Source organism: Micromonospora sp. NPDC048909 (assembly GCF_040649635.1).
GTDB lineage: Bacteria > Actinomycetota > Actinomycetes > Mycobacteriales > Micromonosporaceae > Micromonospora.
In genome coordinates this window covers 118997-134392 of sequence record NZ_JBEZFU010000004.1, presented here as the reverse complement: position 1 = coordinate 134392, position 15396 = coordinate 118997, and the positions used below count along the sequence as shown (strand labels likewise).

The 15396-nt window shown below is 72.5% G+C and carries 13 protein-coding genes; 6 read left to right on the top strand and 7 right to left on the bottom strand.

Annotated elements, in window-relative coordinates; translation table 11 throughout:
- The first annotated feature begins 229 nt into the window (after positions 1-229).
- The 4 genes from AB0C04_RS12850 (at position 230) to AB0C04_RS12835 (ending at position 2724) form a co-directional block, all read left to right on the top strand.
- Positions 230-790, top strand: coding sequence for a peroxiredoxin (locus tag AB0C04_RS12850; protein WP_350869546.1), 561 nt, complete (start codon positions 230-232; stop codon positions 788-790).
- A 2-nt stretch (positions 791-792) separates the two neighbouring features.
- The gene (locus AB0C04_RS12845; RefSeq protein WP_357052634.1) at positions 793-1323 is read left to right on the top strand and encodes a carboxymuconolactone decarboxylase family protein; all 531 of its coding nucleotides are present in this window, start codon (positions 793-795) and stop codon (positions 1321-1323) included.
- A gap of 141 nt (positions 1324-1464) precedes the next feature.
- A complete protein-coding gene (locus AB0C04_RS12840) occupies positions 1465-1923 on the top strand; it encodes a PRC-barrel domain-containing protein (RefSeq protein ID WP_357052631.1) in 459 nt (152 codons plus the stop codon).
- A gap of 60 nt (positions 1924-1983) precedes the next feature.
- The gene (locus AB0C04_RS12835) at positions 1984-2724 is read left to right on the top strand and encodes a tyrosine-protein phosphatase (RefSeq protein ID WP_357052627.1); all 741 of its coding nucleotides are present in this window, start codon (positions 1984-1986) and stop codon (positions 2722-2724) included.
- 64 nt (positions 2725-2788) lie between these two features.
- Here AB0C04_RS12835 and AB0C04_RS12830 read toward each other — a convergent pair whose 3' ends face one another.
- Positions 2789-3886: a branched-chain amino acid aminotransferase gene (locus AB0C04_RS12830; RefSeq protein ID WP_357052624.1), complete on the bottom strand. Its 1098-nt coding sequence runs from the start codon at positions 3884-3886 to the stop codon at positions 2789-2791.
- A 325-nt stretch (positions 3887-4211) separates the two neighbouring features.
- A complete protein-coding gene (locus AB0C04_RS12825) occupies positions 4212-5243 on the bottom strand; it encodes a 3-isopropylmalate dehydrogenase (protein ID WP_357052621.1) in 1032 nt (343 codons plus the stop codon).
- Positions 5244-5464: 221 nt separating this feature from the next.
- Between AB0C04_RS12825 and AB0C04_RS12820 the strand changes: the two genes are divergently transcribed.
- Together AB0C04_RS12820 and AB0C04_RS12815 are read left to right on the top strand one after the other, a co-directional pair.
- Positions 5465-6310, top strand: coding sequence for an FAD:protein FMN transferase (locus tag AB0C04_RS12820; RefSeq protein ID WP_357052618.1), 846 nt, complete (start codon positions 5465-5467; stop codon positions 6308-6310).
- A gap of 313 nt (positions 6311-6623) precedes the next feature.
- A complete protein-coding gene (locus AB0C04_RS12815) occupies positions 6624-6980 on the top strand; it encodes a hypothetical protein (protein WP_357052615.1) in 357 nt (118 codons plus the stop codon).
- 78 nt (positions 6981-7058) lie between these two features.
- Here AB0C04_RS12815 and serA read toward each other — a convergent pair whose 3' ends face one another.
- The 5 genes from serA to AB0C04_RS12790 form a co-directional block, all read right to left on the bottom strand.
- Positions 7059-8657: a phosphoglycerate dehydrogenase gene (gene serA, locus AB0C04_RS12810; protein WP_357052611.1), complete on the bottom strand. Its 1599-nt coding sequence runs from the start codon at positions 8655-8657 to the stop codon at positions 7059-7061.
- A gap of 547 nt (positions 8658-9204) precedes the next feature.
- Entirely contained in the window at positions 9205-10218 is a 1014-nt protein-coding gene (ilvC, locus tag AB0C04_RS12805; protein WP_357052608.1) for a ketol-acid reductoisomerase, read from the bottom strand.
- 88 nt (positions 10219-10306) lie between these two features.
- Positions 10307-10822 (bottom strand): acetolactate synthase small subunit, encoded by a 516-nt coding sequence (ilvN, locus tag AB0C04_RS12800; protein WP_350869528.1) that lies wholly within the window; start codon positions 10820-10822, stop codon positions 10307-10309.
- An 88-nt stretch (positions 10823-10910) separates the two neighbouring features.
- On the bottom strand, positions 10911-12788 hold the full coding sequence (locus AB0C04_RS12795) for an acetolactate synthase large subunit (RefSeq protein WP_357052604.1): 1878 nt from the start codon (positions 12786-12788) through the stop codon (positions 10911-10913).
- A 190-nt stretch (positions 12789-12978) separates the two neighbouring features.
- Entirely contained in the window at positions 12979-15393 is a 2415-nt protein-coding gene (locus tag AB0C04_RS12790; protein ID WP_357052601.1) for a bifunctional diguanylate cyclase/phosphodiesterase, read from the bottom strand.
- Positions 15394-15396: the final 3 nt, after the last annotated feature.

Genomic DNA, 15396 nt, shown 5'->3' with positions numbered 1-15396 from the left:
TTCACGATCGGTACTCTGCCACCCGCTCACTGGTTTTGGGAGGAACAATCCACATGTCGGGACAGTGACGGAGGGTTGCCATACGGCGCGAGCGCCGAACAGCCAGGCAGAAGCCGTCACCCGTGATCGACTTCACAAGTCACCTGGGCGCTGTCAAGGGAAAACACCGCTGCGGCAGTATCTGGAACTGATCAAGTTAACGGCCTCGTGCCGGCGTCAAGGAGGACTCTTGCTCACTGTCGGTGACCGCTTCCCCGAGTACGAACTCACCGCCTGCGTCTCGCTCGACGCGGACAAGGCGTTCGAGACGATCACCCACAAGTCCCACCAGGGCAAGTGGCGAGTCGTCTTCTTCTGGCCGAAGGACTTCACCTTCATCTGCCCCACCGAGATCGCCGAGTTCGGCCGGCTCAACGGCGAGTTCGCCGACCGGGACGCCCAGGTCCTCGGTGTGTCGGTGGACAACGAGTACGTCCACTACGCGTGGCGCAAGGACCACCCGGACCTGCGTGAGCTGCCGTTCCCGATGATGAGCGACATCAAGCGCGAGCTGACCAGCGACTGCGGCGTGCTCGGCGCGGACGGCGTGGCCCAGCGGGCGACCTTCATCATCGACCCGGACAACGAGATCCAGTTCGCGATGGTCACCGCCGGCTCGGTCGGCCGCAACGTCTCCGAGGTGCTGCGGGTGCTCGACGCGCTGCAGACCGACGAGCTCTGCCCCTGCAACTGGAACAAGGGCGGCGCGACCCTGGACGCCAACACGCTGCTCGCCGGCGCCGGAGTCTGACCGTGGGCCTCGACGCGATCAAGGCGGGCCTGCCCGACTACGCCAAGGACATCAAGCTCAACCTCGGTTCGACCATCACCACCTCGACGCTCAAGCCGGACCAGGCCTGGGGCACCGCCCTGGCCTGCGCGGTGGCGGCCCGCAACCCGGTGGTGCTGAGGGAGATCGCCGCCGAGGCGGCCGGACACCTCACGCCGGAGGCGGTCGAGGCGGCCAAGGCCGCGGCGACCATCATGGCGATGAACAACATCTACTACCGGGCCAAGCACCTGATCGGCGACGAGCAGTACCAGTCGATCCCGGCTCGACTGCGGATGCAGATCATCGCCAGGCCGGGTGTGGAGAAGGTGGACTTCGAACTCTGGTGCCTCGCCGTCTCGGCGATCACCGGGTGCGGCGTCTGCCTCGAGTCGCACGAGAAGACCCTGCGCGCCGCCGGCTTCAGCCGTGAGCAGGTGCACGAGGGGCTGCGGATCGCCTCCGTGGTGCACGCCGCCGCCGTCGCGTACGACGCGGAGGCCGCGCTCGCCTGAGCATCGCCGACGAGAAGGGCCGGCCGGTCACACCGGCTGGCCCTTTTTTCCGCGGCGGGGTGTAGCGATCTCGACACCGGGTAGGACATGGGGCTGACAGGGCACCAACCCCCGATCAGTCGAGTAGAGGAGTGAAACGCCATGGAGCGGCTCGACCCTCGAACGACCCACGGGACGCCGGACCCGCTCGTGCACGGTGGACAGGGCGCCTTCCCGGGTGACACCCCCGGCGGCGCCTTCGACCCGTGGCGCTACCGGGACGACGCCGGCGTGACCGGCGTCGACCTGGTGGGCTACAAGGTGGAAGCGGGCGACGGCGGCATCGGCAAGGTGGACCGCGCCAGCCACGAGGTGAACTCCAGTTTCCTCGTGGTCGACACCGGTCCATGGATCTTCGGTAAGAAGGTCATGATCCCTGCCGGCACCGTCAACCACGTCGACCACGACGAGCGGAAGGTCTACGTCGACCGGAGCAAGGACCAGATCAAGGCCGCGCCCGAGTTCGACGAGACCGCCGACACCGACCCGGCATACCGGGACAAGCTCGGTGGCTACTACGGCGACACGTACTCGGCCATTCCGCCGGGTACCGCCAGGTGACGGTTGTTCCTGTTGGCCGGCCGGTGGGGCTCAGCCCCACCGGCCGGTACCGTGTCAGGGGTGGACGCCACCGAGGTCACCCGGCACATCCCGTTCTCCGCGACGTTCAACTTCCGTGACGTCGGCGGCTACGCCGGCCACGACGGGCGCACCGTGCGCCAGGGCCGGCTCTACCGTTCCGACTCGCTGCACCGGCTGGACGAGACCGACCGGGCGGCCTTCACCGCCCTCGGCGTCCGCACGGTGATCGACCTACGCCGTCCGTACGAGGTGGAGCGTGACGGCCGCGTTCCCGACTGGGACGGCCTGACCTGGCGGCACATCCATCCCGAGCACGCCGAGTGGGGTGAGCGGCCGCACGAGCCCGGCACCAGCCTGGCCCGCTACCTCGCCGACCGCTACGCCGACCTCGCGCAGACCGGCACGGCCGGGCTGGCCGAGGCGGTCGGACTCATCGCCGACGCCACCAACGCCCCCGTCGTCGTGCACTGCGTGGCCGGCAAGGACCGCACCGGCATCGTCTGCGCGCTCACCCTCGCCGTGCTCGGCGTGGCCGACGACGAGATCGCCGAGGACTACGGGCTGACCAACGCGGCGTCGCAGCGGTTCAGCGCCTGGCTCGCCGCCACCGTCCCGGGCGGTGCGGACCTACCGGAGCCGTTCCTCGCCTCGCCGCCCGAGGCGATGCGGCTCTTCCTTGCCGAACTACGCACCGGACACGGGTCGGTCGAGGGCTACCTGCGCCACGCCGGCGTCACCGACGCCCAGCTCACCGCCCTGCGCGAGCACCTGCTGGCCTAGCCCACACCGGCAAACGGCTACGACCCCGCTCCCGGGATGGGGCAGGGGCCGTAGCCGATCGGTCTCAGAGGACGCGCTGCACCCAACCGTGCGGGTCCGGGGCGTCGCCGCGCTGCAGGTCGACCAGCTGCTGGCGCAGCGCCATGGTGACCCGCCCGGGCTCGCCGCCGCCGATCAGGAACTCCCCGTCCGGGAAGCGGACCTCGCCGATCGGGGTGACGACCGCGGCGGTGCCGCAGGCGAAGACCTCGCGCAGCCGGCCACTGGCCGCGTCGGCCTGCCAGTCGGCGAAGGTGATCGGCTGCTCCACGACCCGGTGCCCGGCCTCGGCGGCGAGGGTGAGCACCGACTCGCGGGTGATGCCGGGCAGGATCGTGCCGGTCAGCGGCGGCGTCACCACGGTGTTGTCGTCGTAGACGAAGAAGACGTTCATGCCGCCCAGCTCGTCGACGAACCGACGCTCCACCGCGTCCAGGAAGACCACCTGGTCACAGCCGTGCTCGATCGCCTCGGCCTGGGCGACCAGGGAGGCCGCGTAGTTGCCGCCGCACTTCGCCGCGCCGGTGCCGCCGGGGGCGGCCCGGGTGTAGTCCGGGGAGACCCAGACCTTCACCGGCCTGACCCCGCCGGCGAAGTACGCCCCGACCGGCGACGCGATCGCCACGTAGAGGTATTCGTTGGCCGGGCGGACGCCGAGGAAGACCTCGCTGGCGAACATGAACGGTCGCAGGTAGAGGCTTCCGTCGGCGCCGGTCGGGATCCACTCCCGGTCGATCTCGATGAGCTGACGCAGCGAGTCGACGAAGGCCTCCGGCGGCAGCGCCGGCATCGCCATCCGCTGCGCCGAGGTGGCGAACCGGGCGGCGTTGGCCTCGGGGCGGAACATGGTCACCCCGCCGTCGGCGGTGCGGTACGCCTTGAGCCCCTCGAAGATCTCCTGCGCGTAGTGCAGCACGGCGGCCGCCGGGTCCATCGGGATCGGACCGCGCGCCTCGACCCGGGCGTCGTACCAGCCCTTGCCGTCGGCATAGCGGATGGTCACCATGTGGTCGGTGAAGACCCGCCCGAACCCGGGGTTGGCCAGCAGGGCGGCCCGGTCCGCGGCGGATACCGGCGCGGGATTCGGACGGATCTCGAATTCGAGCTTGTCACCACCGCTCATCGCGCTGACCTCCCTGCCGGACAACGGCGTGCGGGACCGCACGCCGACTGCACTGATGCTCAGAAAACTTACCCCGAACGTTCGTTCAGCGGGTAGCGCCGCCCGGGCCGTGCGGCGGCCCCGAACGGGCGGCGCCGAAGCGCCCGCCGCCGTCCGGCGGATCACGCCGTTCGCCCGGGACAGGAAAAGGCCCACAGGCTGCGCCGTCGCGCTCGGTGCCGACCGAACCGCCGTCGGAGGCGTCGGGCGGCTGGCGCCACGCCGGGTTCGGGGCGCGCAAGCCGGGCGCTCGAAGTCGGTGCCCGGCCGGGTGTCCGCGCCGGCGTCAGCCGGCGGCGTGACCGGCGAGCCGGTCGCCTACCTCCGCGGTGCGCACCGGTACGCCCGGCGCCCGGCCGGCCAGCTCGGTGGCGACCGCGGCGGTGACCCGCGCCGCGGCGTCGCCGTGCCCGAGCTGGTCGAGCAGGAGGGCGGTGGAGAGTACGGCGGCGACCGGGTCGGCCACCCCCTGCCCGGCGATGTCCGGCGCCGAGCCGTGCACCGGCTCGAACATCGAGGGGTAGCTGCCCTCCGGGTTGATGCAGCCGCTGGCCGCCAACCCGATGCCGCCGGTCACCGCGGCGGCGATGTCGGTCAGGATGTCGCCGAAGAGGTTGTCGGTGACCACCACGTCGTAGCGCTGGGGCTGGGTGACCAGGAACATCGCGGCGGCGTCGACGTGCTGGTACTCGGTGCTCACGTCGGGGTGCTCGGCGGCGACCGCGTCGAAGGTGCGCGACCAGAGCGAGCCGGCGTGGGTCAACACGTTGGTCTTGTGCACGAGGGTGACCTTGCGCCGCTCGCGGCGGCGGGCCCGGGCGAACGCGTCGCGGATCACCCGCTCCACCCCGTGCCGGGTGTTCAGGCTCTCCTCGGTGGCGATCTCGGCCGGGGTGTCCCGGTGCAGTGAGCCGCCGGCGCCCGCGTAGAGCCCCTCGGTGCCCTCGCGCACCACGACCAGGTCGACCTCGCCCGGTTTCACGCTGCCGAGCGGGCCGGCCACCCCGGGCCAGAGCCGCGACGGGCGGAGGTTGACGTACTGGTCGAAGGCGAACCGCAGCTTGAGCAGCAGGCCGCGCTCCAGCACGCCGGGCGGCACGGTCGGGTCACCGACCGCGCCGAGCAGGATCGCGTCGTGCCCGGCCAGCTCGGCCAGCACGGAGTCGGGCAGCACCTCGCCGGTGCGGTGCCAGCGGGCGGCGCCGAGGTCGTACTCGGTGGCCTGCACGCCGGGGAGCACCGCGTCGAGAACCTTGCGGGCCTGCGCGACCACCTCGGGACCGATCCCGTCCCCGGCCACCACCGCGATCCGTGCCACGCTTGTGCTCCTCTGCTCGCCGTCCCGACCACGGTACGTCGACGTCCCGCACCCCGGTACGGATCGCCCATATCGTGGGACCACGGTATGCACAGCACTCTCCCAGGCGAGACTCATGGTGCGGTCATCTTCGCTGCTTAGCCTGTAAGTCGAGCGGGTCACGGGGGCCCGTGCCGGTGGTCGCGAAGGCGTGACCGCCCATCGCGAGGGAGCGATTCGCCATGCGCATCGACGAGCAGCCGCGGACCCGGTGGCCTGACCTGTCCGCCTTCCGGCATCGCCGTCCGGATCTGCGGCTCGGCCCTCGTACCCCGCGGATCGACCGGGCCGGCACGGTCACCGGCGACCGGATCGCGGTGCAGCACACCGTACAGACCGCCACGGCCGACTACACGCTGCTGCTCAACGCGCCCGACTGGCTGGGCCGGCGGGCGGTCGGCGAGGCACTGCGGGACGCGGTCGCCGAGCTGCGCGCGATCGACCTCACCTACGGCCCGACCCGCCCGGAGAGCCTGGTCTCCCGGCTGCGCCGCGGCGAGATCAGCCCCGCGTCGTACGCCCCGCTGGCCGACCTGGTGGACCGCTGCGCCGCCATGCGCGCGGCCACCGACGGCTGGTTCGACGCCTGGGCGGTGCCCGGCGGCTTCGACCCCGGCGGCTTGCTCGGCGGCTGGGCGGTGGAGCGGGCCGCCGCCCGACTGCGCGCCAACGGCATCCACGACTACGCCGTGGTCACCGGCGCCGACCTGGTGGTACGCGGCCACGCGGCGCACGGCGGGCCATGGCGGGTGGCCGTGCACCACCCGACCGACCGTGACCAGGTGCCGCTGGTGCTGGAGATGACCACCGGCGCGGTCGGCACCTCGGGAGTGAGCGGGCGGCAGGGGCACGTGGTCGACCCGCACACCGGGGAGCCGGCAGACCAGTTGGTCGCCGCGACCGTGGTGGGCCCGGACCTCGCGGTGGCCGACGCCTACGCCACCGCGCTCTACGCCGCCGGCCCGAGCGGGCTCGCCTGGTTCCGGGGTGGCTCCGACTATCGGGCGCTCTTCGCCCACCGCCGCTGACGAAAACGCCGGGGGCCGCGCGATCGGCCCCCACGCCCGCGGCAACGGCCGTGGGGGCCGGTCAGCGACGAGTGCGCGTGGCTCGCGCAATCGAGGGGTGCGGGCCGGTCGGGCCGAGGGTCGACCGCGCCACCCGAAGACGGGCCGACGTCCCGGACTCGGCCGATGACCGCACCGGTACGCTAGCGAATCGACGCAACTCGACGCAAGAGTCTCCACAGCGGACCGTCCCGACAGGAGTGTGGCAACTCAGCGGCTGGCCTGCGGCGGGGCAGTTTCGACACGGTGAACGTTCAATGGCACGCTGTGCGCCGTGAGTTTCGATCTGAGCGTGTGGGCCCTGCCGGACGGGGCGACGCCTGAGGACGTGCGAGCAGCGGTGCAGCGGTGCCGGCAGGGGCAGCACGCCGACCGTCATCCCGACCCGCGCGTGGTGACGTTCTACCGGGCGATCACCGCCGCGTACCCCGACCGGCCGGCCAGGCCGGGCACCCCGTGGGAGGTCGCCCCGCTGCACGCGGCCAACGACCACATCGAGATGAACCTGTATCCGACCTGCGCGGATCAGGTGCTGCTCGACATCGAGCGGCTCGCCGGCGAGCACGGGCTGATGCTCTTCGACGCCCAGGACGGCTCGGTCTACCCGCCACCGGCCCGGCTGCCCGGCTGAGCACCGGGACCGGAAACGGCCCCGGTACGGCGAAGGGGCCCGGCGGATCGCCGGGCCCCCCGTCGTGCTGCCGTCAGATCACTCGTCGCGCAGGTCCGCGGCGCTGGCCGCAGTCGCGCCGATCGAGTCGGCGGCGGAGGTGAGCAGGTCGGCGCCGAGCGCCTGGTCGACGGTGAGCGTCATCAGCGTCTCGCCGCCGGCCTCCCGACGGGCCACCTGCATGGCCGCGATGTTGATGCCGGCCTCACCGAGCAGCGTGCCGACGGTGCCGACCACACCGGGACGGTCGGCGTAGCGCAGGAAGAGCAGGATGCCCTCCGCGCCGATCTCCACGTCGAAACCGTCCACCTCGGTCAGCTTGATGACGTCGCGCGCACCGCTGGTGGTCACCGTGCCGGAGACGCTGACCGTACGCCCGTCGGGCAGGGCGCCGCGGACGGTGACCAGCGTGGGCTGGTCGACCGTGTCGGCCTGGGTCGCCAGGGTGACCTCGACGCCGCGCTCGGCGGCCAGGTGCGGCGCGTTGACGTAGGTGACCTGCTCCTCGACCACCGAGCTGAACAGGCCCTTGGTCGCGGCGAGCTTGAGCACCGACACGTCGTGGTTGACGATCTCGCCCCGCACCTCGACGGTCACGCTGGCGGCGATCCCGCCCGCCACCGCGGTGAACGCCCGGCCGAGCTTCTCGGCCAGCGGCAGCAGCGGCCGGACGTCCTCGGCGACGACGCCGCCGGCCTGCACGTTCACCGCGTCCGGCACGAACTCGCCCTGCAACGCCAGCTTCACGCTCTTGGCCACCGCCAGGCCGGCCTTGTCCTGCGCCTCGTTGGTGGAGGCGCCCAGGTGCGGGGTGGCCACCACGTTGTCGAAGGCGAACAGCGGCGAGGAGGTGCACGGCTCCTTGGCGTAGACGTCCACGCCGGCGCCGGCGACCCGCCCCTCGGCGATCGCGTCGGCGAGGGCCTGCTCGTCGACGAGGCCGCCCCGGGCGGCGTTGACGATCCGGACGCCCGGCTTGACGACGGCCAGCTCCTTCTCGCCGATCAGGCCGACCGTCTCCGGCGTCTTCGGCAGGTGGATGGAGATGAAGTCGCTCTCCCGCAGCAACTCCTCCAGACCCACCAGGCGGACGCCGAGCTGGGCCGCGCGAGCCGGCTGGATGTACGGGTCGTACGCGATGAGCCGGGTGCCGAAGGCCGCGATCCGCTGGGCGAAGAGCACGCCGATCCGGCCGAGGCCGACCACGCCGACGGTCTTGCCCTGGATCTCCACGCCGGTGTACTTGGACCGCTTCCACTCCCCCGCCTTCAGCGCGGCGCTCGCGGCGGCGGTGTTGCGGGCGACGGCGAGCAGCAGTGCGACGGCCTGCTCGGCGGCGGAGACGATGTTGGAGGTGGGGGCGTTGACGACCATGACGCCCCGTGCGGTGGCGGCCGGCACCTCGACGTTGTCCAGACCCACACCGGCGCGGGCGACCACCTTGAGCCGCGGCGCGGCGGCGATCGCCTCGGCGTCGATCTGAGTGGCACTGCGGACGATGACGGCGTCGGCCTCGGCGAGCGCGGAGAGCAGGGCCGGGCGGTCGGTGCCGTCGACGTGGCGGACGTCGAAGTCGTGCGCGAGCACCTCGATGGCGGCGGGAGCGAGTTCTTCGGCGATCAGTACGACAGGATTCATCGGTCCTCGTAGCTGTAGTCAGAGCGGTCGGCCGGGGCGGTGGGACGCCGCACTGCGCCCTGCGCCGATCCGGATCATGGCCGTCAGGTGCCGGCTACGCACCTAACGCGATCGTAGGGGGCGGGCTGGCCGAGGTGCCCCGGACCGCGGGGTGAGCGCCCTCACACACCGTGTCGACCGCCGGCCACCCGCCGTTCACCGTCACGTTGCGCCGCAACAACCGCACGCGGCACCGCCAGCAAAGAAGGCGCGCGTGCCGCTCGCGCCCGCATGGCCCTGCTCCGCCCGCCGGCCCGGCTCGATCCACCCCCGACCCGGCCCGGCCCCGGCCGAGGCGTTGGTCACCCGGTCCCACCACGTGAGCATCCGACGCGGCTCCGTGACCCGGCGCACCGCCGCCGACGACGAGACGGCGGTGCGCTGCCGCCGGCGGGGCGGCCGGGCAGAACGGACGGCGGCCCCGGCCCGGCGCTGGGGAGAGCGCCGGGTCGGGGCCGCCGGTGGAGCGTTCGGTCGTACCCGACGACCGGACGCACCCGGGAGAGTGTCAGGCGGTCTCGGTGATCGGGCGGTCGACCCAGCTCATCATGCCGCGCAGCTTCCGGCCGGTCTCCTCGATCGGGTGCGCCGCGCCCTCGGCCCGCCACTTGGCGAAGTTCGGCCGGCCCGCGTCGTCCTCGGCGATCCACTCGCGGGCGAACTCGCCGGACTGGATCTCACCGAGGATCTTGCGCATCTCCTCCTTGACCCGGGCGTCGATCACGCGCGGGCCGCGGGAGAGGTCGCCGTACTCGGCGGTGTCGGAGACGCTGTAGCGCATCCGCGCGATGCCGCCCTCGTACATCAGGTCGACGATGAGCTTCAGCTCGTGCAGGCACTCGAAGTAGGCGACCTCGGGCGCGTAGCCGGCCTCGGTGAGCACCTCGAAGCCGGTCTGCACCAGCGCCGCGGCGCCACCGCAGAGCACCGCCTGCTCACCGAAGAGGTCGGTCTCGGTCTCCTCGGTGAAGGTGGTCCGGATGGCGCCGGCCCGGGTGCCGCCGATGCCCTTGGCGTACGACAGGGCCAGCGCGAAGGCGTTGCCGGAAGCGTCCTGCTCGACCGCGACCAGGCAGGGCACGCCCTTGCCGTCGACGTACTGGCGGCGGACCAGGTGGCCCGGGCCCTTCGGGGCGATCATCGCGACGTCGATCTCGGCCGGCGGCTTGATCAGGTCGTAGCGGATGTTGAAGCCGTGGCCGAAGAGGAGCGCCTTGCCCGGGGCCAGGTTGGGCGCGATCGCCTCGGTGTAGAGGCTGCGCTGGGCGGTGTCCGGGGCGAGCACCATGATCACGTCGGCCTCGGCCGCCGCCTCGGCCGGCGTCACCACCCGCAGACCCTGCTCCTCGGCCTTCGGCCGGCTCTTCGAGCCCACCGGCAGGCCGATGACCACGTCGACACCGGAGTCGCGCAGCGACAGCGCGTGGGCGTGGCCCTGGCTGCCGTAGCCGATGACCGCGACCTTCTTGGCCTGGATCAGGCCCAGGTCGGCGTCGTCGTCGTAGTACACCTCAACGCTCATGAAACTTCCCTTTCGTACGACGGCCCGGACGGCCCGTCGTGGTCTGTGCGGTTGGGTCGACGGCGGCCCGCGCGGGCCGGCCGTCAGGTCAGGCGGCCCGTAGCGCGGGCCCTGCGGTGATCGAACGCGAGCCGCGCCCGATCGCCACCAGCCCCGACTGGACCATCTCCTTGATGCCGAAGGGTTCGAGGTCGCGCAGCAACGCGTCGAGCTTGTCCGGCGTGCCGGTGGCTTCGATGGTCAGCGTGTCCGGCGCCACGTCGACCACCCGGGCCCGGAACAGGCTCACCGTCTCCAGCACCTGGCTGCGGGCCGCCCGGTCGGCGCGGACCTTGACCAGCAGCAACTCCCGGGCCACCGAGACCTGCGGGTCCAGCTCGACGATCTTGAGCACGTTGACGAGCTTGTTGAGCTGCTTGGTGACCTGCTCCAGCGGGGAGGACTCGGCGTTGACCACGATGGTGATGCGGGAGACGTCCGGGTTCTCGGTCTCGCCGACGGCCAGGCTGTCGATGTTGAATCCGCGCCGGGAGAAGAGCCCGGAGACCCGGGCCAGGACACCTGGCTTGTTCTCCACCAGGACCGAAAGCGTGTGCACCGTCATGCCACGACCTCGCTTCGCTCACTCATGTCAGATGTCATCGTCGTCATGCCCTCAGGGCCCTCGCCGCGCTCGGTGCATTCGGTCATGACTACAGGTCATCCTCGTCGAAGACCGGGCGGACGCCGCGGGCGAACATGATCTCGTCGTTGCTGGTGCCGGCGGCGACCATCGGCCACACCATGGCGTCCTTGCCGACCACGAAGTCGATGACCACCGGGGCGTCGTTGATCTCCATGGCAGCCGCGATGGTCTTGTCGACGTCGGCGGCGTTCTCGCAGCGCAGCCCGACGCAGCCGAGCGCCTCGGCGAGCTTCACGAAGTCCGGGATGCGGTGCTTGTGGGTGCCCAGCTCGGTGTTGGAGTAGCGCTCGTTGTAGAAGAGCGTCTGCCACTGCCGGACCATGCCGAGGTTGCCGTTGTTGATCACGGCGATCTTGACCGGGATGCCCTCCAGGGCGCAGGTGGCCAGCTCCTGGTTGGTCATCTGGAAGCAGCCGTCGCCGTCCACCGCCCAGACCACCGTGTCGGGCTTGCCGACCTTCGCGCCCATCGCCGCCGGCACGGCGTAGCCCATCGTGCCGAGACCGCCGGAGTTCAGCCAGGTGTGCGGCTTCTCGTAGGAGATGAACTGGGAGGCCCACATCTGGTGCTGGCCCACCCCGGCCACGTAGATCGCGTCCGGGCCTGCGATCTCGCCCAGCCGCTTGATTACGTACTGCGGGGAGAGCGTGCCGTCGGCCGGCTCCTCGTAGCCCAGCGGGTAGCGGTTGCGCAGGTCCTCGAGCTGGGTCCACCAGTCGGCGAGGTCGGCGGTGTGTCCGGCCGACTGCTCGGCGCCGACCGCGGCGATCAGCTCGTCGATGACGTGCCGGGCGTCGCCGACGATCGGCACGTCCGCGTGCCGGTTCTTGCCGATCTCGGCCGGGTCGATGTCGGCGTGCACCACCGCCGCGTCGGGGGCGAAGGACTCCAGCTGGCCGGTCACCCGGTCGTCGAAGCGCGCGCCCAGCGCCACGATGAGGTCCGCCTTCTGCAGCCCGTAGACCGCGGAGACCGTGCCGTGCATGCCGGGCATGCCGAGGTGCTGCGGGTGCGAGTCGGGGAAGGCGCCCAACGCCATCAGCGTGGTGACCACCGGGATGCCGGTCAGCTCGGCGAGCCGGCGCAGCCCGTCGGTGGCGCCGGCCTTGAGCACCCCCCCACCGACGTAGAGCACCGGCCGGCGGGCCGTGGTCATCAACCGGGCCGCCTCCCGGATCTGCTTGCCGTGCGGGTGCAGGGTCGGCCGGTAGCCGGGGAGATCCAGGGTCGGCGGCCAGCTGAAGGTGGTCGACGCCTGGAGCACGTCCTTGGGGATGTCGACCAGCACCGGGCCGGGCCGCCCGGTGCTCGCCAGGTGGAAGGCCTCGGCCAGCACCTGCGGGATCTCCTCGGCGTTCTGCACCAGGAAGTTGTGCTTGGTGATAGGCAGGGTGATGCCCTGGATGTCCGCCTCCTGGAAGGCGTCCGTGCCGATCGAGGGGCGGGCCACCTGGCCGGTGATCGCCACCATCGGCACCGAGTCCATGTAGGCGTCGGCGATCGGGGTGACCAGGTTCGTCGCGCCCGGGCCGGAGGTGGCGATGCAGACGCCGACCCGGCCGGTGGCCTGCGCGTAGCCGGTCGCCGCGTGCCCCGCGCCCTGCTCGTGGCGGACCAGGATGTGCCGGACGGAGGAGTCGTAGAGCGGGTCGTAGGCCGGCAGGATCGCACCGCCCGGGATGCCGAAGACGACCTCGACGCCGAGCGCCTCGAGGGACCGCACGAGCGAACCGGCCCCGGAGAGCTGAGCCGGCGCGGGTGTCCGTACCGCAGGGGCGGCCGGGGTGGCGGCGCGGGCGGCGGGCTCGGCGTCGATCGCCGGCCCGGAGGCCGCGCGGGCCCGTCGGGCGGAGTGGGCGAGTGTCTCTGGCGTGGGTCTCGTCATGGCGGTTCAGGCCTTCGGCTGGAGTGGGTGCGGCTGGTGGAGCGGATGGGGACGCGGGCGGAGGCCCGTCCCCGGGAGATCCGACGGCAATAAAAACGGCCCACGTGCAGATGCACGGGGCCAGCGCACTCTCGATGAGGGAGAGTGCGCTCAGATAAGTACTCGCAGCGACCGGTACGACGACATGGGCTCAAGCCTGACGCATCTCACGCGATGAGTCAACTGATCTCACATGTTGGTCAACGGACGTCGGCGCGTCGGCCCGCGACGCGCCCTCGGCCGCCGGTGTGAGCTGCCCGGACCCGGCCTGCGGAGAGCGCTGGGCGGGCAACGCGGTGGTCCGGATGGCGGGCGGTACGGCGCGGACGCCCGGGGGCGCCGGCCGGGCGCCGGGCGAGGTGGCCGCCGCCAGCATCGCCTCCAGGTGCTCGGCCGGTACGCCCCAACCGAAGAGCGCGCCCTGGCCGAACCGGCAGCCGGCGGCCACCACCGCGGCCAGCTCGGTGGGGGTGGTCACCCCCTCGGCGATGACCTCCAGACCGAGCTGGTGACCGAGGCGCATCACGATGTCGACCATCGGCGCGAACGCCGGGCCGTCGCGTCCCACCGGGCGGACCGGCTCGTGCTCGGCGACCAGGCTGTGGTCGATCTTCAGGATGTCGATCGGCAGCCGGCGCAGCTGACCCAGCGAGGAGTAGCCGGCGCCGAAGTCGTCCAACGCGATCCGGACCCCGGTCCGCCGCAGCGCGGTCAACCGCCGGATCAGCTCGTCGAGGTCGGTGGCGACGGCGTGCTCGGTCACCTCGAGCACCAGCCGCTGCGGCGGCACGTGGTGCGCGCGCAGCGCGTCGGCGACCAGCACGACGTACTCCGGGGCGTGCAGTTCGCGGGGAGAGACGTTCACCGAGACCCAGACGTCGTGCCCGTCGGCGAGCCAGCGGGAGAGCTGGTAGCAGGCCTGGTGCAGCACCCAGGCGCCGAGCTTGGCGATCATCCCGCACTCCTCGGCGAGGGGGATGAACTCGTCCGGGCGGACGTTGCCCAGCTCCGGGTGGTGCCAGCGGAGCAGCGCCTCGGCGCCGACCGGACGTACCGAGGGCAGCGAGGCGACCGGCTGGAAGGCCAGCCGTAGCTCGTCGCGCTCGATCGCGCCGCGCAGCTCGTGCTCCAGCGTGATGCGCCGGCGCAGCAGCTGGTCGTACGCGGCGTCGTAACGCTCGATCCGGTTCTTGCCGCGCTGCTTGGCGTAGCGCAGCGCCAGGTCGGCGTGGCGCTGCAACAGCTCCACGTCGGGTTCGCCGGCCCAGCCGGCCATCCCGATGCTCACCGAGAGGAAGACCGGCCCGTCCACCTCGTCGTAGGTGCGACCGAGCACCGCCAGCAGCCGCCCGGCCACCCGCTCGGCCTCGGCCGGACTGCCGTGCATCAGCACCGCGAACTCGTCACCGCCGAGCCGGGCGGCCACGTCGCCGGGGCGCAGGTTGCCGCCCAGCCGCCGGCCCACCTCGGCCAGCACCGCGTCGCCCACGTCGTGCCCGCGCATGTCGTTGACGTTCTTGAAGCCGTCCAGGTCGAGGCCGAGCAGCACGCAGTCGGAGCCCGCCTCGGCGCAGCGGTGCAGGGCCCGCAGCAGCCCGCGCCGGTTGGCCAACCCGGTCAGCGGGTCGGTGTGCGCCAGCTCGCGGAAGTGCGCCTCGCGCTCGGCCAGCCGCCCGGCGTAGCCCCGCATGTCGCGCAGGGTGAGGGCCTGCCGGGCCACCAGGGCGAAGCCCTCGACCGTGCCGGCGAGGATGCCGAGCGCGCCGAACCGGCCGTCCTGGAGGAGGTGGTAGATCGCCGAGGCGGCCATGGCGAACATCGGCAGGATCGCGTAGTCGCCGTCGCGACTGATCAGATCCGGCTCGACCGGGCGCGGCTGATCGAGCCGACGGACCGAGAGCGCGGCGGCCAGCAGGCCGGCGGCGATCAGCCCGGCACCGGTCAGCACCATCGCCGGACCGGCCTGGCAGAGCCCGGCGGCGACGCCGAGCCCGCCGCAGGTGACCGCGGCGACCCCGGCGGCGAGGGCGGCCAGCTGGCGGCGCGGCGCGGCGGCTCGGAAGACCACGATCGGCCCCAGCCCGGCGGCCAGCGCCGCGCTGACCGTCGCGAGCAGGATCGGCGCGCAGGCCATCGGGGTGGCCTGGCCGAGCAGCCGGGTCGGCTCGGAGAGGAGCACCCAGCCGACGAACCAGAGCGCGGCAGCCGCGGTCAACCCGTCGAGGGCGAGCCGTACGGTCGCCGCCGCGGTGGGGGCCACCCCGGGCAGCCGGAGCAGCCCGGCGAGGAAGACCAACCCGCTGGCCGCCGCACCGACCGATATGAGCGTCGCCCACCCGGTGCGCTGCTCCTGCGCGTGCGCCCAGTGCGGAGCGGCGTCGAGCATCGCGCCGAGCCCGGTCAGCAGGCTGGCCAGGGCCAGCCCGGCACCCACGGCGAGCAGCACGAGCGCCGGGCGGTGCCGGCCGGTGCGCCGCCGGGCGGCGACCACCAGCAGCGCGGTGGCCGAGGCGGCGACGAGCCAGCTCAGCGCCGCGACGGCGGCCGTGCCCGGGGCGACATGCACGCC

Bases quoted from the DNA above. Each gene is read 5' to 3' on its own strand.
- AB0C04_RS12840 (WP_357052631.1), top strand. From the start codon at position 1,465: ATGGAGCGGCTCGACCCTCGAACGACCCACGGGACGCCGGACCCGCTC.
- AB0C04_RS12830 (WP_357052624.1), bottom strand. From the start codon at position 3,886: ATGAGCGGTGGTGACAAGCTCGAATTCGAGATCCGTCCGAATCCCGCG.
- AB0C04_RS12820 (WP_357052618.1), top strand. From the start codon at position 5,465: ATGCGCATCGACGAGCAGCCGCGGACCCGGTGGCCTGACCTGTCCGCC.
- serA (WP_357052611.1), bottom strand. From the start codon at position 8,657: ATGAATCCTGTCGTACTGATCGCCGAAGAACTCGCTCCCGCCGCCATC.
- ilvC (WP_357052608.1), bottom strand. From the start codon at position 10,218: ATGAGCGTTGAGGTGTACTACGACGACGACGCCGACCTGGGCCTGATC.
- ilvN (WP_350869528.1), bottom strand. From the start codon at position 10,822: ATGACGGTGCACACGCTTTCGGTCCTGGTGGAGAACAAGCCAGGTGTC.
- AB0C04_RS12795 (WP_357052604.1), bottom strand. From the start codon at position 12,788: ATGACGAGACCCACGCCAGAGACACTCGCCCACTCCGCCCGACGGGCC.